Origin of the sequence: Micromonospora sp. WMMD736 (genome assembly GCF_049179015.1) — a bacterium.
Taxonomy (GTDB): Bacteria; Actinomycetota; Actinomycetes; order Mycobacteriales; family Micromonosporaceae; genus Micromonospora.
This window is the reverse complement of record NZ_JBMHMI010000001.1, coordinates 4,447,441-4,474,083: the sequence shown is the minus strand read 5'-3', so window position 1 is coordinate 4,474,083 and position 26,643 is coordinate 4,447,441. Positions and strand designations below refer to the sequence as shown.

At 71.3% G+C, this 26,643-nt stretch carries 25 protein-coding genes and 1 tRNA gene; 9 read left to right on the top strand and 17 right to left on the bottom strand.

What is annotated here, in order from left to right; genetic code table 11:
• Window positions 1-19 precede the first annotated feature (19 nt).
• The 3 genes from ACN269_RS20105 to ACN269_RS20095 are packed head-to-tail and all read right to left on the bottom strand — an operon-like array spanning window position 20 to window position 2,757.
• A complete protein-coding gene (locus ACN269_RS20105; protein WP_421473865.1) occupies window positions 20-1,480 on the bottom strand; it encodes a PP2C family protein-serine/threonine phosphatase in 1,461 nt (486 codons plus the stop codon).
• Window positions 1,477-1,962 (bottom strand): FHA domain-containing protein FhaB/FipA, encoded by a 486-nt coding sequence (locus ACN269_RS20100; protein ID WP_007454124.1) that lies wholly within the window; start codon window positions 1,960-1,962, stop codon window positions 1,477-1,479. The genes ACN269_RS20105 and ACN269_RS20100 overlap by 4 nt, the downstream gene beginning before the upstream one ends.
• A gap of 6 nt (window positions 1,963-1,968) precedes the next feature.
• Window positions 1,969-2,757, bottom strand: a complete 789-nt coding sequence (locus ACN269_RS20095; RefSeq protein WP_007454122.1) for an FhaA domain-containing protein — start codon at window positions 2,755-2,757, stop codon at window positions 1,969-1,971.
• A 207-nt stretch (window positions 2,758-2,964) separates the two neighbouring features.
• On the opposite strand from ACN269_RS20095, the gene ACN269_RS20090 reads away from it, so the two are divergent.
• The 3 genes from ACN269_RS20090 (at window position 2,965) to ACN269_RS20080 (ending at window position 5,034) form a co-directional block, all read left to right on the top strand.
• Window positions 2,965-3,050, top strand: a tRNA-Leu gene (locus tag ACN269_RS20090).
• Window positions 3,051-3,115: 65 nt separating this feature from the next.
• Window positions 3,116-4,231: an NAD-dependent epimerase/dehydratase family protein gene (locus tag ACN269_RS20085; RefSeq protein ID WP_421473864.1), complete on the top strand. Its 1,116-nt coding sequence runs from the start codon at window positions 3,116-3,118 to the stop codon at window positions 4,229-4,231.
• Window positions 4,228-5,034 (top strand): WecB/TagA/CpsF family glycosyltransferase, encoded by an 807-nt coding sequence (locus ACN269_RS20080; RefSeq protein ID WP_421473863.1) that lies wholly within the window; start codon window positions 4,228-4,230, stop codon window positions 5,032-5,034. Before ACN269_RS20085 ends, ACN269_RS20080 begins: the two co-directional genes overlap by 4 nt.
• Window positions 5,035-5,103: 69 nt before the next feature.
• On the opposite strand, the gene ACN269_RS20075 is transcribed toward ACN269_RS20080, so the two are convergent.
• The gene (locus ACN269_RS20075; RefSeq protein ID WP_421473862.1) at window positions 5,104-6,660 is read right to left on the bottom strand and encodes a S8 family peptidase; all 1,557 of its coding nucleotides are present in this window, start codon (window positions 6,658-6,660) and stop codon (window positions 5,104-5,106) included.
• A gap of 215 nt (window positions 6,661-6,875) precedes the next feature.
• Between ACN269_RS20075 and ACN269_RS20070 the strand changes: the two genes are divergently transcribed.
• Window positions 6,876-7,478 (top strand): hypothetical protein, encoded by a 603-nt coding sequence (locus ACN269_RS20070; RefSeq protein ID WP_421473861.1) that lies wholly within the window; start codon window positions 6,876-6,878, stop codon window positions 7,476-7,478.
• Here the strand turns inward: ACN269_RS20070 and ACN269_RS20065 are convergent.
• The 3 genes from ACN269_RS20065 to ACN269_RS20055 all read right to left on the bottom strand — a co-directional run bounded on the left by ACN269_RS20065 (window position 7,446) and on the right by ACN269_RS20055 (window position 9,112).
• Window positions 7,446-7,847, bottom strand: coding sequence for a hypothetical protein (locus ACN269_RS20065; RefSeq protein ID WP_421473860.1), 402 nt, complete (start codon window positions 7,845-7,847; stop codon window positions 7,446-7,448). The two genes, ACN269_RS20070 and ACN269_RS20065, sit on opposite strands and share 33 nt — an antisense overlap.
• 198 nt (window positions 7,848-8,045) lie before the next feature.
• Window positions 8,046-8,267, bottom strand: coding sequence for a DUF397 domain-containing protein (locus ACN269_RS20060; protein WP_355048523.1), 222 nt, complete (start codon window positions 8,265-8,267; stop codon window positions 8,046-8,048).
• Window positions 8,237-9,112, bottom strand: a complete 876-nt coding sequence (locus ACN269_RS20055) for a helix-turn-helix domain-containing protein (RefSeq protein WP_234584497.1) — start codon at window positions 9,110-9,112, stop codon at window positions 8,237-8,239. Before ACN269_RS20055 ends, ACN269_RS20060 begins: the two co-directional genes overlap by 31 nt.
• A 623-nt stretch (window positions 9,113-9,735) precedes the next feature.
• Between ACN269_RS20055 and ACN269_RS20050 the strand changes: the two genes are divergently transcribed.
• Together ACN269_RS20050 and ACN269_RS20045 are read left to right on the top strand one after the other, a co-directional pair.
• Entirely contained in the window at window positions 9,736-10,020 is a 285-nt protein-coding gene (locus ACN269_RS20050) for a hypothetical protein (protein ID WP_355048524.1), read from the top strand.
• 98 nt (window positions 10,021-10,118) lie between these two features.
• Window positions 10,119-10,559 carry a hypothetical protein gene (locus ACN269_RS20045; RefSeq protein ID WP_421473859.1) on the top strand — a complete coding sequence of 147 codons (441 nt, stop codon included), beginning with the start codon at window positions 10,119-10,121 and terminating at the stop codon, window positions 10,557-10,559.
• 7 nt (window positions 10,560-10,566) lie between these two features.
• Here ACN269_RS20045 and ACN269_RS20040 read toward each other — a convergent pair whose 3' ends face one another.
• Both ACN269_RS20040 and ACN269_RS20035 read right to left on the bottom strand, forming a co-directional pair.
• Entirely contained in the window at window positions 10,567-11,376 is an 810-nt protein-coding gene (locus ACN269_RS20040; protein ID WP_421473858.1) for a PASTA domain-containing protein, read from the bottom strand.
• 138 nt (window positions 11,377-11,514) lie between these two features.
• Window positions 11,515-12,216, bottom strand: coding sequence for a PASTA domain-containing protein (locus ACN269_RS20035; RefSeq protein WP_421473857.1), 702 nt, complete (start codon window positions 12,214-12,216; stop codon window positions 11,515-11,517).
• A gap of 122 nt (window positions 12,217-12,338) precedes the next feature.
• On the opposite strand from ACN269_RS20035, the gene ACN269_RS20030 reads away from it, so the two are divergent.
• Window positions 12,339-13,832 carry a hypothetical protein gene (locus tag ACN269_RS20030; protein WP_421473856.1) on the top strand — a complete coding sequence of 498 codons (1,494 nt, stop codon included), beginning with the start codon at window positions 12,339-12,341 and terminating at the stop codon, window positions 13,830-13,832.
• A gap of 171 nt (window positions 13,833-14,003) precedes the next feature.
• Here ACN269_RS20030 and ACN269_RS20025 read toward each other — a convergent pair whose 3' ends face one another.
• Both ACN269_RS20025 and ACN269_RS20020 read right to left on the bottom strand, forming a co-directional pair.
• The gene (locus ACN269_RS20025; protein WP_421473855.1) at window positions 14,004-15,482 is read right to left on the bottom strand and encodes a glutamate--cysteine ligase; all 1,479 of its coding nucleotides are present in this window, start codon (window positions 15,480-15,482) and stop codon (window positions 14,004-14,006) included.
• A gap of 281 nt (window positions 15,483-15,763) precedes the next feature.
• The gene (locus ACN269_RS20020) at window positions 15,764-16,345 is read right to left on the bottom strand and encodes a YceI family protein (RefSeq protein WP_421473854.1); all 582 of its coding nucleotides are present in this window, start codon (window positions 16,343-16,345) and stop codon (window positions 15,764-15,766) included.
• A 100-nt stretch (window positions 16,346-16,445) separates the two neighbouring features.
• Between ACN269_RS20020 and ACN269_RS20015 the strand changes: the two genes are divergently transcribed.
• Window positions 16,446-16,943 (top strand): MarR family winged helix-turn-helix transcriptional regulator, encoded by a 498-nt coding sequence (locus ACN269_RS20015; RefSeq protein ID WP_421473853.1) that lies wholly within the window; start codon window positions 16,446-16,448, stop codon window positions 16,941-16,943.
• A 225-nt stretch (window positions 16,944-17,168) separates the two neighbouring features.
• Here the strand turns inward: ACN269_RS20015 and ACN269_RS20010 are convergent, their stop codons facing one another.
• The 3 genes from ACN269_RS20010 to ACN269_RS20000 form a co-directional block, all read right to left on the bottom strand.
• A complete protein-coding gene (locus ACN269_RS20010; RefSeq protein WP_421473852.1) occupies window positions 17,169-19,835 on the bottom strand; it encodes an ATP-binding protein in 2,667 nt (888 codons plus the stop codon).
• Window positions 19,836-19,965: 130 nt separating this feature from the next.
• Entirely contained in the window at window positions 19,966-21,114 is a 1,149-nt protein-coding gene (locus tag ACN269_RS20005; protein ID WP_421473851.1) for an acyl-CoA dehydrogenase family protein, read from the bottom strand.
• 63 nt (window positions 21,115-21,177) lie between these two features.
• A complete protein-coding gene (locus ACN269_RS20000; protein ID WP_421473850.1) occupies window positions 21,178-22,710 on the bottom strand; it encodes an acyl-CoA carboxylase subunit beta in 1,533 nt (510 codons plus the stop codon).
• Window positions 22,711-22,871: 161 nt separating this feature from the next.
• On the opposite strand from ACN269_RS20000, the gene ACN269_RS19995 reads away from it, so the two are divergent.
• A complete protein-coding gene (locus ACN269_RS19995; protein WP_421473849.1) occupies window positions 22,872-23,444 on the top strand; it encodes a snapalysin family zinc-dependent metalloprotease in 573 nt (190 codons plus the stop codon).
• Between the two features lie 55 nt (window positions 23,445-23,499).
• Here ACN269_RS19995 and ACN269_RS19990 read toward each other — a convergent pair whose 3' ends face one another.
• The 3 genes from ACN269_RS19990 to ACN269_RS19980 form a co-directional block, all read right to left on the bottom strand.
• Window positions 23,500-24,420: a hydroxymethylglutaryl-CoA lyase gene (locus tag ACN269_RS19990; protein WP_421473848.1), complete on the bottom strand. Its 921-nt coding sequence runs from the start codon at window positions 24,418-24,420 to the stop codon at window positions 23,500-23,502.
• A 204-nt stretch (window positions 24,421-24,624) separates the two neighbouring features.
• Window positions 24,625-25,962, bottom strand: a complete 1,338-nt coding sequence (locus ACN269_RS19985; protein WP_421473847.1) for an acetyl-CoA carboxylase biotin carboxylase subunit — start codon at window positions 25,960-25,962, stop codon at window positions 24,625-24,627.
• A 71-nt stretch (window positions 25,963-26,033) separates the two neighbouring features.
• The gene (locus ACN269_RS19980; RefSeq protein WP_421473846.1) at window positions 26,034-26,633 is read right to left on the bottom strand and encodes a TetR/AcrR family transcriptional regulator; all 600 of its coding nucleotides are present in this window, start codon (window positions 26,631-26,633) and stop codon (window positions 26,034-26,036) included.
• Between the last annotated feature and the right edge of the window lie 10 nt (window positions 26,634-26,643).

The window sequence follows — 26,643 nt, the reverse complement described above, 5'->3', positions numbered from 1 at the left end:
TTGGGATCTCAGTCGACGCTCACTCGGGAGACCGGCAGGTGGCCGGGTCGAGCGCCGGCGGTGCCGAGTCGGAGGGCGTGGCGTCGGGTGCGGTGGTCGGATCGGTCCCGCCCGTGGTGGCCGCCGTGGTCGGGCTCGCGCTGAGGACCCCGTTCACCGACGCGCTCGGGCTGGTGGCCGGGGTCGGGGTCGTCGCGGGCGGAGTCGGGGAAGGAGGGGGCGTCGGTGAGCCGGTCACCGCGCCCGTGTCGGGCGGGCAGAGCGGCTTCAGGTTCGGATTGGTCGGCGTGTCGCTGGTCAGCTCCGCGAGCTGCCGCTCGGCGTCCGGCTCGCTCTTGGCGCGGATGCCCACCTTGACCGTGTCCTGGGCGGCGACGGTGAGGTCGTCCAACCGGGTGCCGCTGGTGCGGTGCACGGTGGACAGGTCCATCCCGGCGATCTGCCCCTGGATGCCACGGAAGACGGCGACCTGGCCCTCCTCGGTGGCGCCCACGTAGTACTGGCGCTGGGTGTACGTCCAGCCGGCGAAGAGTCCGCCGCCGAGGATCACCAGCAGGGCCACGGCCATGGCGGTGGCGCGTACCGGCCGGCGCTTGCGCGGCTCCGGCTCGTCGTCCGCGGCGGCGGGCTCCTCCGGCGCGGCGGGGCGCGGCGCGGAGAGCGCCGAGGCCCGGGCGGCCGGGGTGGAGTCGTCGGCGGAGGTGGCCATGCCCCGGTCCCGGGCGGCGGCGCCGCCGACGATCGGGGTCGCCTCGACGATGTCGTGGTCGGTGGCATCGGCGATGATCACCGTGATGTTGTCCGGGCCGCCGCCGCGCAGCGCGAGCTGCACCAGCCGTTCGACGCACTGCTGCGGATCGGTGTACTCGCGCAGGGTCTCGCCGATGGTCTCGGCACTCACCACACCCGAGAGGCCGTCGCTACAGATCAGGTAGCGGTCACCGGGGAGCACCTGGCGCACCGAGTACTCCGGGTCGATGTCCCGGCCGTCCAGCGCGCGGGTCAGCAGCGACCGCTGCGGGTGGCTGCTGGCCTCCTCGGCGCTGATCCGGCCCTCGTCGACGAGCATCTGGACGTATGTGTCGTCCTTGGTGATCTGCGAGAACTCGCCGTTGCGCAGCAGATAGGCCCGCGAGTCACCGATGTGGACCATCCCCAGCTTGCTGCCGGAGAAGAGGGTCGCCGTCAGTGTGGTGCCCATCCCCTCCAACTGCGGGTTGGCGTCCACCGTGTCGCGGAGCTGTTGGTTGGCGGTGCCCACGGCCGAACGCAGCGCGTCGACGAGGGCGTCCCCGGGGACATCCTCGTCGAGCGGTGCCATGGCACCGATGACGATGTTGCTGGCGACGTCACCGGCGGCCATGCCGCCCATGCCGTCGGCAACGGCGAGTAGCCGCGGCCCGGCGTAGACGGAGTCTTGATTGCCGTCACGGATCAGACCGCGGTCGCTGTGGGCCGCATAGCGCAGGGTCAGAGTCATGGCCGTAATTCGAGGGAAGTGCGGCCGATCCGGATCGGCACGCCGAGGGGTACGGGGGTTGGTCCGGTGACCTTAGCGCGATCGAGGTACGTGCCGTTAGTCGAGCCGAGATCCTCGACGAACCACTGGCCCTCGCGCGGTACGAGTCTCGCGTGCCGCGCGGAGGCGTAGTCGTCGGTGATGACCAGGGTGGAGTCCTCGGCCCGACCGATGGTGATCTGCGCTTCGCCCAGGGTGATCCGGGTACCGGCCAGTTGACCGGCGGTGACCACCAGCTGGTGGGCCGCCCTACCCCGCTTCACCTTCGCCGGTTTGGCCGCCTGCCCCGTCGAGGCGCCAACCGCGCGTGGTGCCGCCACCAGGCGACCGGACCGGGCTCCCGCGAAGAGATCTCGGCGGATCACGCCGACCACCGTGAACACGAAGATCCACAGCAGGATCAGGAACCCGAACCGGGCAACGGTGATGACCAGTGCCGGCAAGGCGGCTCAGCCGTCCACGCGGAAGGTCAGCGTCGTGGTGCCGAGCTGGACCATGTCACCGGGGTTCAGCGCGACGGCGGAGACCCGCTGCCCGTTGACCATGGTGCCGTTGGTGGAACCCAGATCGGTCAGCACAACCTGGCCGCCGTCGAAATCCAGTCGGGCGTGTCGCCGGGAGATACCGACGTCGGGCAGGCGCAGGTTCGCCTGGTCCCCACGACCGATCACCGTCGACCCCATCTGGAGGGGGTAGGTACGCCCGTCACCGGAGACCAGCCGCACGTTGCGACCGCCGCCGTGCCCGGGCGGCGGGCCGTAGCCGCCTCCCTGGTCGTACGCGGGGTAGGCGGGCGGACCGGCGTCGTAGCCGGGCGCCGACACCGGGGCGACCTCGCCGCCGGTGTAGACCTCGGCGGTGACGCGGAACATGCCCGTGTCCAGGCCCTCGCCCCGCTCGATCTCCACGATCACATCGCCGTAGACCGTCCAGGCCTGCTCGCCGATGAACTCCGCCTGCGACTGGGCCAGCTCCTGGGCCAGTGCGGCGGCGTACGGCGCCAGACGACTGTGGTCGAACGGCGAGAGATCGATCACGTAGCGGTTGGGCACCAACGTGCGCCCACCGGCCAGGATCGCCTTGTGCGCCTCGGCCTCCCGCTGCATGGCGTTGAGGATCTCCACGGGGTGGACCACCCCTTTGAAGACCTTGGCGAAGGCCCCTTCGACCAGGCCTTCCAGACGCTTCTCGAAGCGTTGCAGCACGCTCACCGGCTCCTCCTCGGGTCCCGAGGACATGATGGTATCCGGCCGGCGCGCGCGCAGCTCACACGCCGCTCGGCCGCCTGCTCCCGACCCGTTCGGAAGGACCGGGACCGCCGTGCTAATCTTTCGTCCGCCACGAACGGTAACCGCTCGTGGCGAGCGTCCGGGACAGCGTAGTATTCCCGAGGCCTGTTGGAGACAGCGGGTTCGGGGCGGCTACAGTGTCCCGGGTCGTGCCACGGGGATGTGGCGGAATGGCAGACGCGCACGGTTCAGGTCCGTGTGCCCGAAAGGGCGTGGGGGTTCAACTCCCCCCATCCCCACCAAAAGGCGAGGGCTCCGCTTGATGCGGGGCCCTTCCGTCATATCGGGGCGTGCCGGGCATCACGCTATGCTCCGATGGTTTCTGCCTCCGATGGACCAGGAGTGGCGTGTGACTGTCGCGTTGGTGACCGGGTCGGGCGGTCTGATCGGCTCCGAGGCGGTCCGGCACTTCGCCGGCCTCGGTCTGGACGTCGTCGGCATCGACAACGACATGCGCCGGTACTTCTTCGGAGAGGACGGCTCCACCTCGTGGAGCCTGGAGCGGCTCGGCCGCGACCTCGGTAACTCGTACACCCACCACGCCGTGGACATCCGGGACCGGGACGGCCTGGAGCAGGTGTTCAAGAAGTACGGCTCGGACATCGCCGTGGTGATCCACAGCGCCGCGCAGCCCAGCCACGACTGGGCGGCCAAGGAGCCGTACACGGACTTCGACGTGAACGCCGGCGGCACGCTCAACATGCTGGAGAACACCCGCCAGTACGCGATCGACGCGGCGTTCATCCACTGCTCGACCAACAAGGTCTACGGCGACCGGCCCAACAGCCTGCCGCTGATCGAGCTGGAGACCCGGTACGAGCTGCCCGAGGACCACCGCTGGTACGAGGGCATCACCGAGGAGATGTCGATCGACCACTCGCTGCACTCGGTCTTCGGCGCCTCGAAGGTGGCCGCGGACGTGATGGTGCAGGAGTACGGCCGCTACTTCGACATGAAGACCGCCTGTTTCCGGGGTGGCACCCTCACCGGTCCGGCCCACTCGGCCGCCGAGCTGCACGGGTTCCTGGCGTACCTGATGCGCTGCGTCATGGAGGGTCGGACGTACAACCTGTTCGGCTACAAGGGCAAGATGGTCCGGGACGCGATCCACTCGCACGACGTGCTGACCGCGTTCGAGGCGTTCTTCCGGTCGCCCCGCTCGGCCGAGGTCTACAACCTCGGTGGCGGCCGGCACTCCAACACCTCGCACATCGAGGCGTTCGCGATCGCCCAGGAGATCACCGGCCGCGAGGCGCGGATCAACTACGTCGAGCAGAACCGCACCGGCGACCACCAGTGGTACGTGAGCAGCATGGGACGGTTCGAGGCGCAGTACCCGGACTGGAAGATCACGTACGACGTGCCGATGATCCTGCGGGAGATCTACGAGGCGAACGTGGACAAGTGGGTGCCGCAGCCGTGACCCGCCAGACCAAGCGCAACGTGCTCGGCGTCCTCGTGGACGCCACCGACTACGCCTCGGCGACCGACGCGGTGGTGACCGCGGCGCACGAGCGACGGCCTCTCGCGCTGACGGCGCTGGCCGTGCACGGCGTGATGACCGGGGTGCTCGATCCGGCGCACAACGCCCGGTTGAACTCCTTCGACGTGGTCACCCCGGACGGGCAGCCGGTGCGCTGGGCGCTCAACCTGCTGCACGGCGCCGGGCTCACCGACCGGGTCTACGGGCCGACGCTGACCCTGCACGTGCTCTCCCGGTTCGCCGACGAGGGGCTGCCCGTCTACCTGTACGGCTCGACCGAGGAGACGCTGGCGAAGCTGATCCCGGCGTTGGAGCGGATGTTCCCGGCCCTGAAGATCGCCGGGGTGGAGCCGTCGAAGTTCCGCACGGTCCAGCCGGGCGAGGACGCCGAGATCGCCGACCGGATCCGGTCCAGCGGCGCCCGGCTCGTCCTGGTCGGGCTCGGCTGCCCGCGCCAGGAGGTCTTCACGTACGCCATGCGCCCGCTGCTGGACATGCCGATGATGGCGGTCGGCGCCGCGTTCGACTACCACGCCGGGCTGCTGCGCCAGCCGCCGCCGTGGATGCAGCGCGCCGGCCTGGAGTGGTTCTGGCGGCTCGGGCTGGAGCCGAAGCGGCTGTGGCGTCGCTACGTGATCCTCAACCCCGCGTATCTGGCCCGGCTCGCCGGCCAGAAGACCGGCCTGTGGAAGGCCCGCCCGCCGGCCCCGGCGACCGAGCGGCCGGCCACCTTCGCGGTCTGATTGCCGATCAGGTACGACACGAGGCCCCACCGGGATCGTCCGGATGGGGCCTCGTCCCTGGGGAACAGGTCAGACGGTCAGGGTCCAGCTGTTGATGTAACCGGTGTCCGCCGAGTAGGTGTCGCGCACCTGGAGCCGCCAGGTGCCATCCGCCGCCTCGCCGGACAGGTTCACCGAGTACGTGGCGTTCACGTTGTCGGCGCTGTCCGAGGTGCTGCTGTTCTTCAGCCGGTACGAGCTGCCGTCCGGGGCGAGCAGGTCGATCACCAGGTCACCGCGGTAGGTGTGCACGATGTTCACCGCGACGGTGGCGGCCGAGGAGGCGTTGCGGCCACAGCCGGAGATGCTGATCGAGCTGGTCACCGCCGCGCCGGCGTCCGGGATCGAGACGTCGGTGCCGTTGGTGCCGGTGCAGCCGGTGGGCGGCGGGGTGGTGCCGCCGCTGCCGACGTAGAGCAGCAGGTTCGGTGAGCCCGAGCCGGCATTGCTGATCACGTTCGGGGTGGCGTTGGACACCAACTGGTTGCGTACCTGAGCCGGGGTCCAGCTCGGGTTGGCGCTGGCCACCAGAGCCGCCGCGCCGACCACGTGTGGCGTGGCCATCGAGGTGCCGCTGATCGTGTTGGTCGCGGTGTTGCTGGTGTACCAGGCCGAGGTGATCGACGAGCCGGGCGCGAAGATGTCCAGGCAGGTGCCGATGTTGGAGAACGACGAGCGGGCGTCCGAGCTGGTCGTCGAGCCCACCGTGATGGCCTCCGTGGTACGCGCCGGCGAGGTGTTGCACGCGTTCGCGCCGCTGTCGTTGCCGGCCGCGAGGCCGTACGTCACACCGGAGGCGATCGAGTTGCGGACGGCGTTGTCCAGTGAGGTGTTCGCGCCGCCGCCGAGGCTCATGTTCGCCACCGCGGGCTTGATCGCGTTCGCGGTGACCCAGTCGACACCGGCGATCACACCGGCGTTGGTGCCGCTGCCGGAGCAGTTCAGCACGCGTACGCCGACGAGCTGGACGCCCTTCGCGACCCCGTACGTCGAGCCGCCGACGGTGCCGGCGACGTGCGTGCCGTGCCCGTTGCAGTCGTCCGCCGACCCGCCGTCGACGGCGTCGTAGCCGGAGGTGGCCCGGCCGCCGAAGTCGTTGTGCGAGAAGCGGATGCCGGTGTCGATGATGTACGCGTGCACGTTGCTCGCCGTGTTCGGGTACGTGTAGGAGCTGTCCAGCGGCAGGTTTCGCTGGTCGATGCGGTCGAGGCCCCAGGACGGCGGGTTGGCCTGCGTTCCGGAGATGGACACGGTGTGGTTCTGCTCGACGTACGCGACGGCCGGGTCGGCGGCGATCCGTGCCGCTGCCGCCGCGCTGACGGTGACCTCGAAACCCCGCAGCGCGGTGCCGTAGGTGCGGGCGACCTTTCCGCCGTGGCGGCCGGTCAGCCTCTGGGCGGTGTCGCCGACCCGGTTGGGTGCCACGGTGCTGTCCTTGAGGACGACGATGTAGCTGTCCGGCACGGCGGTGGCTCCGCCGGCCTCCCGTACGACGCCCACCGGCTCGGCGGCCAGAGCCGGGGCACCGACGGCCAGCACGGTCGCGGTGGCCACCCCGACCAGTGCGGACCTCCGTGGAAGATTCATCTCCCTACCTCCCTCCGACCGGCGTCGAAGCGCGACCACCGGTGCTATTGATCGACCATTGCCGATTTGGCTGAGCGTAGGTCCGCCGGTCCGGCAGATAAACATGCCGAAAGGGCCATCACCTGGATGGGATGCCCCCTACGGGCCCGGCTTCCGGGGCCAACGGGGGTCCGGCCCGGATTCGCCGGATCGAAGAACGGGAAAGACTCTCCGACATGGAGAGTCAGCTCACCATCCTGTTGCCGGTCGCCGCCGTCTGGCTGGCCGCCGGGGTCCTGGCCGACCGACTGCCCCGGCTACGCGACGCGCGTGCGCTTCGTCGGCGTACCGGATGGTTGCTGGCGCTCGCGCTGGCCGGCGTCGCGCTGATCGCGGCGGTGTCCGTCGGCGGCCTGACGAGCGCCGGCACCGCGCCGATCGACCGTGCGGCCGCCGGACTCGCCCTCGCCACCGGCCCGGCGCTCGTGGTGGCCGTCTGCTCGGTACGCCGGATCCGCCGGCTGCGGGCCGGGGCCGGCGCGTTCGAGAGCGCCCCCGGCACACCCGCTCCGCACGGGCTGCGGGCCGCTGCGGCCCACCCTCTCGTCGGCGTTCCGTTGCAGGTAACCGCCCTGGCGACCGTTCCGGCGGTGATCGCGGCGGCCGGCACGGACCTCGGCGCCGAGCCCGGGATCACCGGCCCGGCGATCACCGTCGGCGCGCTGGCGGTGGCGACCATCGGAGTTCGGCACGCGCTGCGGCACAGCCGGCTCGTCGAGCGGGCGCAGCCCACCTCCGTCACGCGGTCAGCGCGAGCGGCCGGCCCCCTGCACGTATAGGAGTTCCAGGATCGCCCGGGTCGCCTCGAACCAGCGGTCCAACCAGCCGGGCGGCGGCACGCTGCCCTTCGGCGGCAACTCCAGCAGCAGGCCACGCAGCAGCGGATGGTCGGCCAGCGAACTGGTGGGCTCGATGGGCCAGCCGTCCGGCGGGAACGACGGCTCGACCAGCGGGTTGGGGTCCAGTGACGGCAGCGAGAGCGGCGGGTCCAACGGGTCCGGATCCGACCCCTCCCGCCCGTCCAAATCCTGGTCGGTCGAGACCACCTCGGTCAGTACGGTGTCCCGACGCGCCCCGCGGTACTTGCCACCGAAGCGCTCCGGCTTGGCCGGACCGTTGGTGAGGTTCTCTGAACCGATCGTCGTCATCCGTCTCGCCTGTCTCGCTCGGTTGCTGGTCGGTGCGGCGGGTCGTCTACCAGGCCGTACCGACGGGTTCAACGACGCGGGCCCGTTGTGGCGACGGGATTCCCGGCGGAACCTGGCAGCGCCCGGGTACCGGGAGGACGGACACGGAACGTCCCCGCCCGGTCGAGGACCGGACGGGGACGTTCATCGACCACTCGGTCAGGCCGAGCCCAACACACCACCCCTGGCTCCGGCAACGAAGGCACGCCAGTCGCCGGGAGCGAAGACCAGGGCCGGGCCGGCCTTGTCCTTCGAATCCCGGACCCCGACCGCGCCGGTCACGTACGCCACTTCCACGCAGTTGTCGCAGTTGGGCCCGCTCTTCGAGCTCTTGAACCACGTCGCCTGCGTCAGGTCCACGGGGAACCTCTTGGTCGCCATTTCGGCTCCTCTGCCAGTTTTGCGATGTGTGCGACGGACTCCTCCGGACGAATGGCCGCAGCGCGGATGTGATCGAAGATGAAGCTGTACTTCTGCAGTTCGTCGCTCTTCTCGAGGAAGAGCCCACCCGTGGCGTTCTCCGCGTACACAACATCCGGATCACCGGGCTCAGGGAAGCTGAGGATCGTGAAGGTACCGTCCATGCCGGCGTGCGCACCCACCTCGAAGGGGAGGATCTGGAGCGTCACGTTCGGCAACTCGGCCACCTCGACCAACCGCCTGAGTTGGCCGCGCATCACCTCGTCCCCGCCCACCGGCCGACTTACCACCGCCTCATCGAGCACCACCCACAGATCGACCGGATCGTCCTGGGTCAACAACGACTGACGGCCCAGACGGACACGCACCCTTTGATGTACCTGATCGGCGGTGAAGTCCGGACGGGCGGCGCGGATCATCGCCCCGGCGTACTCCTCGGTCTCCAACAGGCCCGGGACGACCTGCTGTTCGTACGCCCGGATGGAGCTGGCTGCCGCCTCCAGGCCGACGTACGCACCGACCAGCACCGTGCTGTACGGGTGCCACCAGCCCTTCTGGCGGGCCTCCCGGGCGATCTGCACGAGTTCGTCGCTCTCGGCGCCCACCACGCCGTAGATCCGTAGCATGTCGCGCACGTCGCGCGGGGTGGCCGTGGTGTGCCCCGTCTCGATCCGGGAGACCTTGGACGCCGAGCACTCCAACTGCTCGGCCACCACCTCGATGGTGATCCCCGCCGACTCCCGCTGCCGGCGCAGCTCGGCGCCGAGCCGTCGCCGTCGGATCGTCGGGCTGCGCCGTTCACTCATCGCGCGGCCTCGGCTGTTCTGGCCCTCGCCACTGGTTGCTCGACCCCACTCTCGGGCTACCTCCGGTCGACGCGCCCACTGGTTGCCGCTTGCCGGGGGCGCGACCGTCGGCCGGCGAGCGTTCGCGACGAGGGGTGGTGCCGGTCATCGGCCGGCCGCGACGGGCGAAACCGGCCCTCAGTGTGCCGCCCACACGCGGATCGCTTCAAGCGCCGCTTTGCGTGGCGAACTCACGTATCGGCAAAAGTCGACGTGCAACTTGCAGGAAGCACGTCGCTGATGCACTCTGTCCGTATGGCTCGGATCACTCAGCGTTTCGGTCCGCTCTCCGGGAGTGGTGCACCCACCGACCCCGGGCAGCCGGACGGAACGCGGGCCCGGCCAGCGACACCCGGACCTGCGCCGGGGTAATGACCCCACCGCTGCAAGCCAGTTGACTGCGGCGGTGGGCGCGGTTCCCGGCAGCAGTCAGGTGATGGTCGGGTGGCGGCACGCCACCAGCGGGTACGGCCCGACCACCACCAGCACCACACGGTCCACGAGGCGCGATCCCGCAACCGGGCCCAGACATCCCAGACCAGTCACCGCCGGCACGCCGCCGGCTTACTCCCCCAGGAGCCCATGTGCTTCCCCGCTCCGGTGACGTTCTGCACGTGACTCGCGCGGCGAGTGTCCAGTTCCTCAGGCCGATCATGTTCCGGGTGATCCGGGTGCTCGACTGGCCGACCTACGACGGTTGGCTCTGGCTCGACGGCTACGAGCTCAACGCGGCCGGCGACGCCGTGAACCGCCGGTCGATCTTCGTACAGCGGGAAGGGCTGCAACAGGTGCAGGCCGCGCCGGTGCCCCGCCCGCACACCGTACGGACCCGGCGACCGGTTACCCGTACGCCGGTCAGGGTCGGCTGACCAGCGCGATCCGCCGCGGGTAGGCGTGCCGTCGCCATAGAATCGGTACGCCCACCCCGGCACCGTTCCACCCGCACGTCCAGGACCCTGAGCCTGGGATGGTCATGGTCAATCAGCCCGCCGTGCGGCGGCACCACCGCTGGAGTATCACCTACGCTCTCGGACTGCTCGCCCTCCTCGGGGCCCTGACCATCGTCGTGGTCCTGGTCCATGATCCGGCGTCGTCGTCCACCCGGCTTGCCGTTCCGGTACCGGCGCCGGAGATCACCGTGGCCGGCTCCGACCCACCCGTGGACGAGTACGGCTGGATCGGTGCCGACACCACCGACGGGAACCCCGGTGCGGCCGACGCGACCGAACCGGCCACCGGATCCGGCGCTGGTGGTCAGGCCGACGGCCACCAGGGACCCACCGAGACGACGTCGGGCGGCCACCACGGCACCGACGTACGCCGATCGCTCTTCTGGTCCGGGATCTTCGGCCTCACCATCTCGCTCGCCGGTCTCGGCCTCGTCGGCACCCGCCGCCGCATGTGGTGAGCACCGGTCACGGCGTGGCCGTCGCCGTCGGGCTCGGGCTGGTCGAGCTGTCGGCCGGCGACGGGCGGGCCTGGGAGATCACCACCAGCACCTCCCGGTCGGTCGGCACCAGGGTGCCGGCCTCCGGCTCGGTCCGCACCACCGTGCCCGGTGGCAGCTCGGACGGGCGGTACACCACCCGGTAGCTCAGGCCCAGTCGGTCCAGTAGTCCCTCGGCGGTCGACTGCGGAAGGCCCGTCAGCGGCGGCACCGGTATCTGTGCCTCCTCGGTGGTGGGCGCCGGGCTGCTCGGCGTCGCACTGGTGGGCGCCGCCGACGTCGGGGCGCTGCTGCTCGGCGCGGCGGTGACGCTGGTCGGCGGGACGGACGGGGTGGCCGGGTCGTCGGGGTCGTCCTCCCGCGCGTTCAACACCACCCACAGCGCCGCACCGAGCAGGGCGGCGAACAACAACGCGAGTACGCCCCAGAGGATCGGCAGCCACCACCGACGGCCACCCTGCTCCTCCACGTACCAGTCCGCTGACGGCTCGGCCGGTCGCGGTGCCCGTACCTCGGCCCGCCCCGACCACGACGGTGGCGTCGAGCGCTCCGCCGGCATCCTCGCCGTCCGGTCAGCCGGAGACGCAGACGCGGCCCGGTCGATCGGCATCGTCTCGTCCGGCGCGGTGCCACCGCCCGCCGCGGCCCGGTCGATGGGCATCGTCTCGTCGGGCGACGCGGTCGGTTGCGGCGGCTGTGGGCGGTCGGCGGACGGCAGCGGGCGCGTGCGGTCGTCGTCGGGTGTCCCGGCGGGCGGCTCCTGGCGGTCGTCGCTCATCGCACGTCCTTTCCCGAACCGGGCGGGCGCCCTGGCCCTCGACGTCAACCTAACCGGCCAGGTCGACATCGGCCGGTATCGGTGACGCGGCGTGCCGTCGGCGGGTCGGGGCCGCTCGACGGGCCGAGCCGGGTCGGGTCAGGTGGTGGGCTTCGTGATCGGCTGACTCGGTGGGGCCGCCGCTCCGCACCAGATGCTGACCTCGTCGTTCCAGCGGGCCGGGCCGTCCTCGGCCGGGTTCTGCTGAGTGACCTTCCCGCTGCGCCCACTCTGGTAACGCGGGTAGAGCCCCTCCTCGACCAGCTCGTCCGCCGCCTTGGCGCAGTCGTCGCCGACCACGTCCGGCACCTCGGCGGCCGGCGGCGGCCCGGCGATCTGGAGCTGGACCGTGGTGCCCCGGGTCACCGACGTGCCCACGGGCGGGGACGAGCTCTCCACCGTGCGTCCGATGCCGGTGCCGAAGACCAGCCGCCAACCCAGCCGCTGTTTGCGCAGCAACTCGCGCGCCTCTAGGAAGTCGGCGCCGACCACCGGGGGTACGGTCAGCCCGGTCCCCTTCGTCGCGGAGGCGGTCGTCCGGGGCGCGGACGGGGTGGTCCGGCCGGTGGTCGGCCGAGACGAGGTGGCCTCCCCGGTGGGCGCACCCGCCGTGGTGGCGACCGCCTGCGGAGTCGCCGGAGACTCGTCGTCGTCGCCGGCCAGCAGCCATCCGCCGGTCCCGCCGACCACGGCGAGGAGCACCGCGACCAGTCCGCCACCGAGCACCACACCGGCCCGGCTCCCGCCGCCGCCGTCCCGGCCGCCGGAGGAATCCTGCCGACCCGTGTTCGCGTCCGTCATACCGTCCACCGCCTCATCACCGGCGACCGTACCGTTCGCCGCCCACCACGTTGTGCCGACGGTCCGTACCGGCGGGTCGCTGCGACTCGCCGCACCGACGACGGGACGTTACGCTGCCCGGCATGGCCAGACGGGGCTGGGGAGTATCGATCGCGACGGCGGTCGGGGTCGCTGCCGGCGCGGGCGCCGCGCAACTGGGCTTCGGCTACGGGCTCGGCGTCATCACCTGGACGCCCACCGAGGTCGGGGCCAACGGCACGGCCTGGGCCGACGGCCTCGCCTGGGCCACCTGGCTCGCCGCCAGCTCCACGGTGCTGGGAGCTGTCTGCGCGCAGCGACTGCACCAGCGTGCCGTAGCCACGTCGACGACCGGCACCCCACCGACGGACGAGGCTGACCTGCCGCAGTCCGCGACGCTCACGCCGGGCCGACCGACCGAGGGCACCGACGTGGCGCAGGATCGGCCGGTCGTCGATCGGGCGGAACCGGTGCCCGTCGAGCACCCCGGTCTGCTCCGCCGGCTGTCCCTGGCGCTCGGCGCAGGGCTCGGTGGACTGGTCACCGTGCTGCTGGTCGCCGTACCGGCCCGGGTCGCCGCGGGCGCCGACACCGGCGCGCCGCAGCGGGTCGCGGCTCTGCACGCGGCGCTGGGAATCCTGATCGGCGTCGTCGTCGCACTCTGGGCGCTGCGCTCCCGCACGGTCGCGGTGAACGTCACCGCGACGGCCGCCTGGCTGTGGCTGCTCGCCGTGGTCTCGGTCGTCGACGGGGTACGCGTCGGACGCGGGCTGACCGGCGCCCAACTCGGCACCTGGCAGCTCGACCCGGACCATGGGCGGTACTGGATCGGAGGCCAGATCTACTGGCCCGGCGCGCTGCTGGCGCTCGTACCCGCGCTTCTGATCGGCGCTCTCGCCGCCCGCGGCGCGGTGCGTCCGGGCGGGCGCCGGGTGGGCGCGGCAGCCTCCGGCGCGGCCGGCCCGCTGCTCGTCGCGCTCGCCTACCTGACCACCGTGCCGAGGTGGGCGGCCCCCGGCCCGGCACAGTTCTCGACCCAGCTCATCGCCCCGTACGCGGTGATCGCCGGTGTCGGCGGCTCGATACTTGTCGCCCGACTCGCCGAGAATGCCCGCCACCAACGTGCCGCCGACCGCCGACCGACCGCCCCGGCCGCCGGTCCGGATGCCGCCTCGGCAGATCCGACGGCCCACCCCGGGCTGACAACGGCCGACCGGTCCGACGCGGTGTCGACCCCTGCGGCAGGCTCACCCGACCCGGTGCCGACCTCTCCGGCCGGCTCACCCGGCTCGACGTCGGCCTCTACGACGGATTCCACCGGGCTCGACCCGACCGCAGGGGCGACTCCTCCCCGCGAGGGCGTGGCGGACGGCGCGCGACCCGGACGTCGCGCCCGCTCGGTGACCGACGCCGCGACCGGCTCGGCAACCCGACGCGGCAGGACCGCCGCAGCACCGACAACTTCGGACACCCATCCGGCCGAACCGCCCACCGCCACACCCCGCGTCCCGACCCAACGCCCCGACCCGGACGCCGAGTCGTCAACCGAAGCCCCGACCTCCCACCGAGCGCGCCCACCCCGCCGCCCCACCACCTGACCCCCCAACCGCCCACCCCCGGCTCTCTCCGCGCGCCCACGCCACCACGGTGCGTCGATCATGAGGTTATTGCCGCGACACGCCGGGCCGGCTGGCAACAACTTCATGATCGACAGGGTGCGAGGGTCGGGGAGAGGGCCGGGGGTGGGTGGGTGGGTGGGTGGGTGGGGGTTAGTCGACCGGCCAGGTGTGGACTGGTTCGTTGGTGCGTTGGAGTTCCGCGTAGCGCTTGACCATGTGGTGCAGGGCTGCCGGGCGGTCCATGCCGTGGTGGCGCTCCGCGGCCCAGACCGCCTCGGTCTGCCAGACGGAGCCGTTGCGGCCGGTACGGCAGCGCTGCTCGATGATGCCGAGCAGCCGGTCCCGCTGCGCCGGCGCGACGCCGAAGCCGTCCAGCCCGGTTGCGGCGACGGGCAGCAACTGGTCCAGGACGAGCTTGGTGACCGGCACGTCACCGGCCCGGGGCCAGTGCAGCACGGCGTCCAGACCACGGCGGGCTGCCGCGTGGAAGTTCTCCTCGGCCGAGGAGAAGGTGAGCTGGCTCCAGATCGGTCGGTCGGCCTCGACCAGACCACGCACCAATCCGAAGTAGAAGGCCGCGTTGGCCAACATGTCCACCACGGTCGGGCCAGCGGGCAGCACCCGGTTCTCCACCCGCAGGTGCGGGCGGCCGTTCATGATGTCGTAGACCGGGCGGTTCCAGCGGTAGACCGTGCCGTTGTGCAGCCGCAGCTCGCTCAGTTGGGGCACCCCACCGGCGTGCAGCACCTCGACCGGGTCCTCGTCCTCGCAGATCGGCAACAGCGGCGGGAAGTACCGGACGTTCTCCTCGAACAGATCGAAGATCGAGGTGATCCACCGTTCGCCGAACCAGACCCGGGGACGTACGCCCTGGGCCTTGAGTTCCTCCGGGCGGGTGTCGGTGGCCTGCTTGAACAGGGCGATCCGGGTCTCGGCCCAGAGTTGGCGGCCGTACAGGAAGGGCGAGTTCGCCCCGACCGCCACCTGCACTCCAGCGATGGCCTGGGACGCGTTCCAGTAGTCGGCGAAGCTGTCCGGCGCGACCTGGAGGTGGAACTGGAGACTCGTGCAGGCCGCCTCGGGCGCGATCGAGTCGGTGTGCGTCCGCAACTGCTCGACACCACGGATGTCGAGTTCGATGGCCTCGCCCCGGGCGCCGACGATCTGGTCGTTGAGGACCCGGTAGCGCTCGTTGGTGGAGAGGTTGTCCTCGACCAGGTGCCCCTCGGTGAGAGTGGGCAGGATGCCGACCAGGAGGATCTTCGCGTCGGATCTGGCGGCCCGCTCGTCGGCCCGGGAGAGGCTGCTGCGCAGGTCGTGCTCGTAGTCGGCGAAACCGGCGCCCTCGATCAGCCGGGGCTCGGCGTTCAACTCCAGGTTGAACTGCCCCAGCTCGGTCTGGAAGAGCGGATCGGCGATCTCGGCGAGGATCTCCTCGTTGCGCATCGCCGGCTCGGCCGCCGAGTCGACCAGGTTCAACTCGATCTCGAGACCGGTCATCGGCCGGTCGGCGTCGAACCCGAAGTCGTCAAGCATGAGGGCGAAGACGTCGAGGGACCGCCGGACCTTCTGCCGGTAGCGGACGCGGTCCTCCGGGGTGAAGGCGCCCTGCGAGACGTCCCTGCCCATGTGTCCTCCCGACAACCGGCGCGGTCGGGATTCTGCCGTCCCGGAAGCGCATTGTGAACCATCAACGGTAAGAGCGCTCGCCTGGCCCGGGTCAGAAGGCCGACGACGGTGAGCCGACGGCGGCCGAGGCATTCGCTCGTGGCGACATCTCTACCCCGTCGCCGGCACGCCGGACACCACGGGGGTAAGAACAAGTCGTGACAATTCACACGCGCGGCAGGGACGACACCGGGCCCGCGCCGACGTGCGACGCGGGCCCGGTGTACGGGTGATCCGGGGGATCAGGCCTGGCGGACGGCCTCGCCCTCGATCTCGATCTTGATCTTCTTGCCGACCAGCACGCCGCCGGTCTCCAGGGCGACGTTCCAGGTCAGGCCGAACTCCTCGCGGTCGATCTCGGTGCTCGCGGAGAAGCCGAAGATGTCCTGGCCGAACGGGCTGCGACCCACGCCCTCGAACTCGACCTCCAGCTCGACCGGGCGGGTGACACCCTTGACGGTCAGCTCACCGTCGAGCACGAACTCGTTGCCGCTGCGGGACTTGACGCCGGTGCTGCGGAACTCCAGGGTCGGGTACTGCTCCGCGTCGAGGAACTCGGGGCTGCGCAGGTGCGCGTCCCGGTCGTCCTGGGTGGTGTCGATGCTGGCGGCCTGGATGGTCGCGACGACCGAGGACTGCAGCGGGTCCTCGGCGACGGTGATGGTGGCGGTCGCCTCGTTGAACTCACCGCGGACCTTGCTCACCATCATGTGCCGGGCGACGAAGCCGACCCGCTTGTGCGCCGCGTCCAGCACGTAGGTGCCGGCCGCCGGGATGGTGAGACCGTCCCAGTCGCGGGTAACCGCGTCGATGCTGCTGGTCATGGCTGCTGTCCTCCAGTAGATTGTTTAATAGTCCAACGACTGCCTACGCAAATATAACCGCAACAACATTCCCCGTGTCAAGGACTGGTAGGGTTAACGAGTGACCAACGTGTTCGACGACCCCCGGATCACCGCGGTTGGCCTTCTGTACGAGGCCCACGCCGGGCTCTCGGCCCGGTTCGCCGCCCAACTCGAGGAGCACGGCCTCTCCCAGGTCGAGTTCGAGGTGATCACCCGACTGGCCCGCTCGCCCGGCAACCAGCTGCGGATGACCGACCTCGCCGCACAGACCTCACTGTCCACCAGCGGTGTGACCCGGGTGGTCGACCGGATGGAGCGCGACGGCCTGCTCACCCGTCGAGCATGCCCGAGCGACCGCCGCAGCTCGTTCGCGGTCGTCACCGCGTCCGGGATGCAGCGGCTCGACGAGACGCTGCCCGGGCACCTGCGGATCATCGAGCAGTGGTTCACCGGCCAACTCGAACCCGAGGCCCTGGCGGCACTGCTCGACGGCCTGCGGCGGGTGCGGGACGCGGTCCATCCTGGAGCGACCGCTGGCAGCACCGAGGACATTGCCGACGACTGTGACCCGATCTGACCCTCGGGATGGGCGTCCGGGCGGTACCGGCAGAAAGACCGGCAGAACTGACCCTACAAACCGGACAAACCTCTTGAAAACCCTCTTCTTCCCCGGCAACGGTGGCAGGCTTTCGCCCACCGGGGAATCACCGGGGGGTGACGGCGCGGGCGAACAGCGAGGGGTAGCACCAAGGGGGCTCTTCGCCCGCGCCACTCTCCATCCGGCGGTCCGCCGAGTCCCCGCTCACCGTTCGGTGACTCCACCCCGCGCGGCGATCAACGCGTAGAGCAGCCCGGACTCCTGCGGCAGCAATCGGATCCCGGTCTCCTCGCAGGCCCGGTCGAGACGATCGAGGACCGTCGGGTCCGCAGTGCTCGCGGCGAGGCCCACCAGCGCCTCCACGACGTCCCGGCGATCGTGGCCGGCCTCGACGGCGGCCGTGAACCACTCGGCCGCCAACTCCCGATCACCCCGGTGCAGCGCCAGGTTCCCCTCGATCAGCGCGCAGATCCCCGCCTCCGGTCCGCTCCACGACAACACCGCGTCGTCCGAGCGTGGTCGCGGCAGTCCGAGCTGCCCCATCCACTCCCGACCCGGCACGGCGACGGTCGCCTCGGCGCCGCCCGCGCGCAGTTCCGCGAGCACCTCGGTCGCCTCGGCGGCACGGCCGTCCTGAGCGAGCGCCAGACCGACCGTGCCGAGCACCCGACGGCGATGCCCCGGGTCGCCCAGCTCGAACAGCGCCGCCACCGCCCGCCGCCCCTGGTCGACGGCGTCGGCGTACCGGCCCTCAAGGCGGGACACCTCGGCCCGGTTGGCCCAGGCCAGCACGCGCAACCGCTGCTCACCCCCCTCGGCCGCGAGCCGGTCCACGGCGGCCAGCCGCCGTCGTGCCGCCGCCAGGTCGCCGACGCGGATCTCGTGCCAGGCGAGGCTGTTCTGCGCCACCGCCAGATCACGCGTACGACCGTTGCGGGCGGCGAGCCGGAGCACCGCCTCGGCCTGTTCCCGCGCCTCGTCGTGCCCGCCGACGCTGGTCAGCAGAGCGCCGAGCACGCCGCGCGCCTCCAACTCGCCGGTCACGTCACCGGACTGTCGGAAAATCTCCAACGCGGCGCGTGCCGTTGGCAACTCCTCTGCCTCGGCGCCGTGTTCGGCCGCGAGCCGCGCCACCCCGAGGCTGGCCCAGCCGCGCAGGATCGGGTCCGCGTCGGCGGTTCGCGGGTCGGCCAGCAGACGTCGCAGCCACTGCCGCCCGGCGACGTCCCGGCCCCGGAAGCGCCACCAGCGGGGGAGGCAGGCGGCGAGCCGGAGCGCGATCAGCGGGTCGTCGGTGGCCGCGTGGGCGAGCGCGGAGCTGATGTCGCTGCTCACCTGGTCGAGCCGGTGCACCGCGTCGAGCATCCGTGGGCCGGCCAGGTCGGCGGCGGTCCGCGCCACGAGGCGGGCGGTCACCTCCGCGTGCCGACGTCGTACACAGGTCAGCTCACCGCCGCCGACCGCCTGCTCCACGGCGAAGTCACGGACGGCGTCCAGCAGGCGGAACCGGAACGGCCCGGTGCCGCGAACGCTCAGCAGGCCCAGCTCGACCAGGCGGTCCAACAGCGGGACCGGATCGACGGCGACGGTCCCGTCCCGGTCGGCCTCGTCGGCGAGCATCTCCTCGGCCATCTCCACCGACCACCGGTTGCCGAACATGGCGAGCCGCCGCAGCGCGTCGCGCTCGTGCGGCGCGAGCAGGCGGTAGCTGGTCGCCACCGCGTCCCGCAGGGTCACCGCCACCGCCGGCCGGCTGGCATCGGTGGCGTACGGACGGCGGGTGGCCGACTCCGACCCGTCCCACCGGGCACGGGCCTCCTCGGCCGAGGTGGTCAGGTCGAGCACGCGGTCCCCGTACCGGTCGAGCAGTTCGGTGAGGTCGAGCAGCCGGCCCCGGGCGGCCATCAGCTCGATGGCCAGTGGCAGACCACCCAGCCGGCGGACCAGGGCGGCCAGTGCCGGTAGCTCGTCGGGTCCGGGCGGTTCCCGACGGACCTGGGCGAGCCGTGCGATGAACAGCGCGACCGCGGGCCACGAGACTAGGGTGGCCGGACCGGTGTGCTCGCCGTCCGGCGGCGGCACCTCGAGCGGGGCGACCGGCCAGACCCGTTCGCCGGGCAGCCCGACCGGGTGCCGGCCGGTGACCAGCACCCGCAGTGACGGCAGTACGGTGCCCAACCGGTGCAGTGTCTCGGCCACCGGGCCGGGGGCGCGCTCGACGGCGTCCATGACCAGCAACGCCCGCCGGCCGGCGAGGCGGGCGACCAGTTCCGGTAGCCGGGCGGCGCCAAGGACGGTCATCGAGGCCGCGAGGACGTCGGGGCCGTCCGAGCCCTCGCCGACCAGCACGCCGGCCACACCGCCCGGATGCGCCGGTGCCGCCGCATGGGCTACGGCGAGCGCGAGCGCGGTCTTGCCGACGCCGGCCAGGCCGACGAGGCTGACCAGCCGTGGTCCGTGTTCCGCGGTCAGCATCGCGGCCAACTCCGTGACGTCGCGATCGCGTCCGATCAGGGCGACCGGGGGCGGGAGGGCGACCGGCGCATCGGTGGCTTGCGCCGACCCGACGCCGACCGGGCCCGAACCGATGTCCAACGGCGGCTCCGGGCCGACGGGGCCGCGGGCCGTGGCCAGGAATGCCGCCCGGACGGCACCGGTCAACCCCAGCGCCGTGGCCAGCAGATCGACGGTGGTGCGCTGCGGCCGGACCGAACGACCACGCTCCAGGTCCCGCACCGTCCGCACACCGACCCGCGCGCGGGAGGCCAGTTCCGCCTGGGTCAGACCGGCGGCGCGCCGATGCGCACGGAGCAGCTCCGGCAGCCCGGTACGACCGGCCGGGCTCCGCGACCGCCCATGATCCGGAGTCATGGGCACGAAGAGTACGGTTCGCCTCCGACCATCGGCAGTCGAACGTCGTCCTGCCGACGTCCGCCCGCCGATAATCCGACAGCCGGCCACTTGATCGACGAGGCTCGGTCGCCGGTGCCCTCCGGTGGGGTCAGAGACCCAGATCGCGGGCGATGATCATGCGTTGCACCTCGCTGGTGCCCTCGCCGATCTCCAGGATCTTGGAATCGCGCCAGAACCGGGCGACCGGATACTCGTTCATGAATCCGTAGCCGCCGTGGATCTGGGTGGCCTCCCGGGCGTTGTCCACCGCGATCGTGCTCGCGTGCAGCTTCGCGATGGCGGCCTGCCGCTTGAACGGCTCGCCGGCCAGCATCCGGGCGGCGGCGTCGTAGTAGGCCAGGCGGGCGGTGTGCGCCTTCAGCTCCATGTCCGCGATCTTGAACTGAATGGCCTGGTTGTCGCCGATCGGCCGGCCGAAGGCGTGCCGCTCCTTGGCGTACCTGATGGACTCGTCGACGCAGCCCTGGGCGAGGCCGACAGCCAGCGCGGCGATGGCGATCCGGCCCTCGTCGAGGATCCGCAGGAACTGCGCGAAGCCCCGGCCCCGCTCGCCGAGCAGGTTGGCCGCCGGCACTCGGCAGTCGTCGAAATTCAGCTCGTGGGTGTCCGAGGCGGTCCACCCGACCTTGGAATAACCGGGCGCCACCGTGAATCCGGGCGTGCCGGTCGGCACGATGATCGTCGACAGCTCCTTGGAGCCGTCCGGGTTGGTGCCGGTCACCGCCGTTACGGTCACCATGGCCGTGATGTCGGTGCCCGAGTTGGTGATGAACGCCTTCGCGCCGTTGATCACCCACTCGTCGCCGTCCAGCACGGCCCGCGTCTGGGTGCCGCCGGCGTCGGAACCGGTGCCCGGCTCGGTGAGCCCGAAGCCGGCCAGCGCCTCCCCGCTGAGCAGCCGGGGCAGCCAGGTGGCCTTCTGCTCCTCGGTGCCGAAGCGGTAGATCGGCATCGCGCCGAGCGAGACGGCCGCCTCCAACGTGATGGCCACGCTGGAGTCGACCCGGGCCAACTCCTCCAGGGCCAGGCACAGCGCGAAGTAGTCGCCGCCCATCCCGCCGTGCTCCTCGGCGAACGGCAGGCCGAACAGGCCCATCTTGCCCATCTGCCGGATCACCTCGTACGGGAAGGTGTGCCGCTCGTAGTGCTCGGCGATCACCGGGGCGACCACCTCGCGGGCGAAGTCCCGCACGCTCTCCCGCAGCGCCGCTTGTTCGTCGGTGAGCCGGAAGTCCATCTCATCCTCCTGGTGGGACGGTGCCCTCGACGCTCGTGACGTCGGGACGGGTGGCGGTGCGGGTCAGACCGGGGTGACGCCGTGTCGTCGACGGGAGAAGGTGCGGTCCTTGGTGCGGGCCGCCGCGAACCGGCGGACCAGCTCGCCGCGCAGGTCGTGCGGCTCGACGATGGCGTCCACCACCAGCTCGCTGGCGAGCCGTACGACGTCGATGTCCTGCTCGTACTCGGCCCGTTTGGCGGCCACGAAGGCGGCCCGCTCGTCCGCGTCCCCGATCGCCGCGATCTTGTTGGCGTAGACGGCGTTCACGGCCGCCTCGGCACCCATCACTGCGATCTTGGCGGTGGGCAGCGCGATCGTCGCGTCCGGCTCGAAGCCGGGGCCGGCCATCGCGTACAGGCCCGCGCCGTACGCCTTACGCACGACGACGCAGATCTTCGGAACGGTCGCCTCCGAGATCGCGGTGATCATCTTGGCGCCGTGCCGGATGATGCCCTGCTTCTCCACGGCGCTGCCGACCATGAAACCGGGCACGTCGCTGAGGAAGAGCAGGGGCACGTTGAACGCGTCGCAGAGCTGCACGAACCGGGTGGCCTTGTCGGCCGAGTCGACGAAGAGCACCCCGCCCTTGAACATCGAGTTGTTGCCGACCACGCCGACGACCTGGCCGTCGAGGCGGCCGAAGCCGATGGTCAACTCCTTGGCCCACAGTGCCTGGATCTCGAAGAAGGAACCCTCGTCGAGCAGGCCCTTGACGTACCGTCGCATGTCGAACGCCTGCCGCTCGCTCGCCGGCACCAGCGCGGCCAGGTCGGCCTTCGCGGGCGCGGCGACCGCCGGCGCGGCCGGCGGCGGCTGGGTCCAGTTCGCCGGCAGGTACGACAGGTAGGTCTTCACCACGTCGAGCGCATCGGCCTCGGTCTTGCAGAGGAAGTGCCCGACGCCGGATTCGGCGGTGTGCACCTTGGCCCCGCCCATCGCCTCCAGGGTGGTCTTCTCCCCGGTGACCATCTCGACCATCCGGTCGGAGCCGAGATACATGCTGGCGTTGCCGTCGACCAGCGCGACCACGTCGCAGAACGCCGGGATGTACGCCCCTCCGGCGGCGCTCGGGCCGAACAGCGCGCAGACCTGCGGAATCGAGCCGGAGGCGCGGACCTGGTTCCAGAAGATCTTGCCGGCGCCACGGCGGCCGGGGAAGAGGTCGACCTGGTCGGTGATCCGGGCGCCGGCCGAGTCGACCAGGTAGACCATCGGGACGCCGGCTCCGTAGGCCCGCTCGATGATCCGGATGATCTTCTCGACGGTGCGGGCGCCCCAACTGCCGGCCTTCACGGTGGAGTCGTTGGCCATCAGGCAGACCTGTCGGCCGTCGATCGTGGCGGTGCCGGTCACCACGCCGTCGGCGGGCAGTCCGTCGGCGAGCGCGTTGGCGTAGAGGCCGTCCTCGACGAAGGAACCCTCGTCGACGAGGAGCGCGACACGTTCGCGGGCGAAGAGCTTGCCCTTGGCCTCGTTGGCCGCGTGGTACTTGTCCGCGCCGCCGGACCGGGCCCGCTTGCGCAGTTGTTCCAGCGCCTCACCGTCGAGCGTCACGCCGACTCCCTCGCCCGTGCTGACCTGAACGATCGTTAGGCTATCGCATCCGCGCACCCTCCGGCGACCCATGCCGCGCCGACGCCCCTTCAAAGCAAACATTGAAATCTATTAATCTCTGTGGATAGGCTCCTGACACCCCTCTCGGATAGGAGTCAGCGATGACCTCACGACTCAGTCGGCTCGCTGTCGCGGTGGTCGCGACGGCAGGTGCCACGCTCGGCGTCACGGTCGCCAACCCCGCGCCCGCGTCCGCCGCGATGACCATCTGCTACAACACCAGCCAGGCAGGCGCCTACGCGGGCACCGCCAACCAGGCCGCCTCGATCTGGAACAACGCCACCGTCAACCTGACGCTCTCCGCGAACTGCGGCTCCAACCTGCGGATCTACCAGATCACCGGCGGCGGCTCGTACGCCGTACGGACCAGCCTCGGCAACGGCCGGGTCTACATCGACACCCAGCAGGCCGCGCAGTACAGCCCGCTGCGGATCATGACCCACGAGATCGGGCACATCCTCGGCCTGCCGGACAACTACAACGGCAACTGCGCGATCCTGATGTCCGGCGGCAGCGCCGGCACCAGCTGCACCAACCCGTACCCGAGCAGCGCCGAGGCGAACCGGGTCAGCAACCTGTTCGCCGGCACGTTCAGCGCCACCGAGCGCAGCACCGACCGCAGCGCGGACATCTTCCGCGACAGCTGGCCGTCGGCGCTCACCACGGTCGGCTGACCGAACCCACGCAGCACGAAGGGGCCGGCGAACTGCCGGCCCCTTCCGCGTGTGCTCAGCTCGGCATCGGCGTCAGTCGCGTACGCGGACCCGCCCGCAGCACGCCGGACGGCAGCGTCCTGCCGAGCAGACCCTCGGCCAACTCGGCCACCTCGATCAGGGCTTCCAGGTCGATGCCGGTGTCGATGCCCATGTCGTGCAGCATGTGCACCGCCTCCTCGGTGGCCAGGTTGCCACTGGCACCCGGCGCGTACGGGCAGCCACCCAGGCCGCCGACGCTGGCGTCGAACTCGGTCACCCCCAGCTCCAGCGCGGTCAGCAGGTTGGCCAACGCCGTACCCCGGGTGTTGTGGAAGTGCAGCAGCACCGGCACGTGCGCGTTGCGGTCGCGGACCGCGGTCAGCAGCTCACGGACCCGACGCGGCGTGCCCATGCCGGTCGTGTCGCCGAAGGCCACCCGGTCCGCGCCGTCGCGGACGACCCGGTCGACGATGCCGGCCACCCGACGCGGGTCGACGTCCCCCTCGTACGGGCAGCCGAAGCTGGTCGCCACGATCACCTCGACCCGCGCGGACGCGCCGTGCAGGAGATCGATCAGCTCGGCGATGTCGTCCAGCGACTGGTCGGTCGAGCGGTTGACGTTGCGGCGGTTGTGCGTGTCGCTGGCCGACACCACCACCTCGATCTCGGTGAAGCCGGCAGCCAGGGCTCGCTGGGCGCCCCGGGTGTTCGGCACCAACGCCGAGTACCGCACCCCGTCGACCTTCGCCGCCCGCCGCCACACCTCGTCGGCGTCGGCCATCTGTGGAATGGCCCTGGGGTGCACGAACGACACCGCCTCGATCCGGCGTACGCCGGTCGCGGAGAGCGCGTCGAGCAGCCGCACCTTGGCGTCGGCGGGGACGGGCTCCTCGTTCTGCAACCCGTCCCGTGGCCCAACCTCGCGAATGGAGACGGAATCCGGCAGTTGGCTCATGGTCACCTCGCTGTGACGGCGGATGGGGCGGTGGTCGGTGCTGCGTCCTTTGCAGTGCTTCAACGGACGCAACACCCGACCGTCCGGTATCCGGACATCCCGTGTTGCCTCCAGGTAAGCAGAGCAAAGGACGTGAGTGCCAGTGTCGGCCCACCGGACCGGACCGGGGCATCAGCCCTGCGATCCGACGACGGCCGGGCCGGGTCAGCGCATCCGGGAGACGATGCCGGTGTCGTAGGCGCCGGAGCGGAACTCCTCGTTGCCCAGCAGCTCGGCGAAGAACGGGACGTTGTTCTTCGGGCCCTCGATCTGGAAGGCGGCGACCGCTTCCTGCGCGCGTTCGAGCACCTCGTTCCGGGTGTCGCCGGTGACGATCAGCTTGGCCAGCAGGCTGTCGTAGAACGGGGTGACGGTGTTGCCCCCGGTGTACCCGGAGTCCACCCGGACCCCCTCGCCGGTCGGTTCCACCCAGGTCCTGATCACACCGGGGCCGGGCAGGAAGCGCTTCGGGTCCTCGGCGTTGATCCGCATCTCGATGGCGTGCCCGCTCGGCGCGAGCGCGTCCGGATCGAAGGTCGGGGCCAGGCCGGACGCCACCCGCAACTGCTCCTCGACGAGGTCGATCCCGTAGACGTACTCGGTCACCGGGTGCTCCACCTGAAGGCGCGTGTTCATCTCCAGGAAGAAGAACTCACCGGAGGTGGGGTCGAGCAGACACTCGACGGTCCCCGCGTTGCGGTAGTCGACCGCCTCGCCGGCGCGTACCGCCGCCGCCAGGAGGCGCGCCCGCAGTTCCGGCGAGACCGCCGGCGACGGGGATTCCTCGACGAGCTTCTGGTTGCGTCGCTGCACCGAGCACTCCCGCTCGCCGAGCGCCACCACCCGGCCGTCCGCCAGGCCGAGGATCTGCACCTCGACGTGCCGTACCCGGGGGAAGTACCGCTCGATCAACACCGAGCCGTCCCCGAACATCCGCTCGGCGAAGGCGCGCACCTTGTCGTACTCGGTGCGCAGCGCGGCCTCGTCGGCGGCCACGCCCATGCCCATGCCGCCGCCACCGGCGGCGGCCTTGACCATCACCGGGTAGCCGATCTCGGCGGCGGCCGTCACGGCCGCGTCCAGGTCGGCGGCCGGGTCGGTCGTGCCGGGCGCGACCGGCACACCGGCCGCCGCCATCAGGTTCCGAGCATTGATCTTGTCGCCCATCGCGCTGATCGCGTCCGCGCCAGGTCCGACCCAGATCAGCCCGCTGGCCTCGACGGTACGAGCGAACTCCGCGTTCTCCGACAGGAAGCCATAGCCGGGGTGGATCGCCTGCGCGCCGGTGGACTTGGCGGCGGCGAGGATCGCCTCGACGTTGCGGTAGCTCTGCGCCGGGTTCGGCGGGCCGATGAGGATCGCCTCGTCCGCCTCGGTGACGAACGGCAGGTCGGCGTCCGCCTCCGAGTACACCGCGATCGCGCGGATGCCGAGCCGCTTGGCGGTCCGGATGACCCGGCGGGCGATCTCGCCCCGATTGGCGACCAGCAGTGACTCGATCATGTTTCCTCCCGGCGTCCGGATGTTGGGACGATGTCAGGGAATCATGACCGGCGCACTTCTGACGAGTCGGATCAGGCGAGCAGCGCGGCCAGGGTCGCTCCGCGCAACAGCTCGGCACGACGCCGCCGGTCCACCTCGCCGCCGAGGAACGGAGTCGAGTTCATCAGGCCGAACGCGGCGTGCGCGAGCACCCGCGCCTCGCCGTCGGGCATGCCCGGGTGCAGCGCCGTGAGCACCGTCACCCACTCCTCGACGTAGAGCCGTTGCAGCCGGCGGATCCGTCGCCGCGGCTCCTCCGGCAGCCGGTCCAGCTCGTGCAGGTGCAGCGCGATCACGGCCGGATTGGCCAACGCGAACTCGACGTGGAAGTCGATGAGGGACTCCAGCACGCCGCGCGGGTCGTCCGGGTGCCCGGCGGCGCGTTCCCGCCCGCCGGCCAGCAGCCCCTCGCTGACCGGGATCAGCGCGGCGGCCAGCATCGCCTCCTTGCCGGCGAAGTGGTGATAGAGCGCCGGGCCGGTCACCCCGGCTGCCGCGCCGATGTCGTCCATCGACACACCGTGGTAGCCGCGGGCGGCGAACAGACCGACCGCGATCTCCAGGATCTCGTCCTTGCGGGATCGACGCCGGCCCGTACCCGCCGCCCCCCGTGCCTGCTGCTCCACCGTCACCGGGCAAGCG

Bases quoted from the DNA above. Each gene is read 5' to 3' on its own strand.
- ACN269_RS20035 (WP_421473857.1), bottom strand. From the start codon at position 12,216: ATGACGGACGCGAACACGGGTCGGCAGGATTCCTCCGGCGGCCGGGAC.
- ACN269_RS20030 (WP_421473856.1), top strand. From the start codon at position 12,339: ATGGCCAGACGGGGCTGGGGAGTATCGATCGCGACGGCGGTCGGGGTC.
- ACN269_RS20045 (WP_421473859.1), top strand. From the start codon at position 10,119: ATGGTCATGGTCAATCAGCCCGCCGTGCGGCGGCACCACCGCTGGAGT.
- ACN269_RS20060 (WP_355048523.1), bottom strand. From the start codon at position 8,267: ATGGCGACCAAGAGGTTCCCCGTGGACCTGACGCAGGCGACGTGGTTC.
- ACN269_RS20095 (WP_007454122.1), bottom strand. From the start codon at position 2,757: ATGTCCTCGGGACCCGAGGAGGAGCCGGTGAGCGTGCTGCAACGCTTC.
- ACN269_RS19990 (WP_421473848.1), bottom strand. From the start codon at position 24,420: ATGAGCCAACTGCCGGATTCCGTCTCCATTCGCGAGGTTGGGCCACGG.
- ACN269_RS20065 (WP_421473860.1), bottom strand. From the start codon at position 7,847: ATGACGACGATCGGTTCAGAGAACCTCACCAACGGTCCGGCCAAGCCG.
- ACN269_RS19985 (WP_421473847.1), bottom strand. From the start codon at position 25,962: ATGATCGAGTCACTGCTGGTCGCCAATCGGGGCGAGATCGCCCGCCGG.
- ACN269_RS20010 (WP_421473852.1), bottom strand. From the start codon at position 19,835: ATGACTCCGGATCATGGGCGGTCGCGGAGCCCGGCCGGTCGTACCGGG.
- ACN269_RS20075 (WP_421473862.1), bottom strand. From the start codon at position 6,660: ATGAATCTTCCACGGAGGTCCGCACTGGTCGGGGTGGCCACCGCGACC.
- ACN269_RS19995 (WP_421473849.1), top strand. From the start codon at position 22,872: ATGACCTCACGACTCAGTCGGCTCGCTGTCGCGGTGGTCGCGACGGCA.
- ACN269_RS20020 (WP_421473854.1), bottom strand. From the start codon at position 16,345: ATGACCAGCAGCATCGACGCGGTTACCCGCGACTGGGACGGTCTCACC.
- ACN269_RS20025 (WP_421473855.1), bottom strand. From the start codon at position 15,482: ATGGGCAGGGACGTCTCGCAGGGCGCCTTCACCCCGGAGGACCGCGTC.
- ACN269_RS20005 (WP_421473851.1), bottom strand. From the start codon at position 21,114: ATGGACTTCCGGCTCACCGACGAACAAGCGGCGCTGCGGGAGAGCGTG.
- ACN269_RS20070 (WP_421473861.1), top strand. From the start codon at position 6,876: ATGGAGAGTCAGCTCACCATCCTGTTGCCGGTCGCCGCCGTCTGGCTG.
- ACN269_RS20040 (WP_421473858.1), bottom strand. From the start codon at position 11,376: ATGAGCGACGACCGCCAGGAGCCGCCCGCCGGGACACCCGACGACGAC.
- ACN269_RS20105 (WP_421473865.1), bottom strand. From the start codon at position 1,480: ATGACTCTGACCCTGCGCTATGCGGCCCACAGCGACCGCGGTCTGATC.
- ACN269_RS20055 (WP_234584497.1), bottom strand. From the start codon at position 9,112: ATGAGTGAACGGCGCAGCCCGACGATCCGACGGCGACGGCTCGGCGCC.
- ACN269_RS20085 (WP_421473864.1), top strand. From the start codon at position 3,116: ATGCTCCGATGGTTTCTGCCTCCGATGGACCAGGAGTGGCGTGTGACT.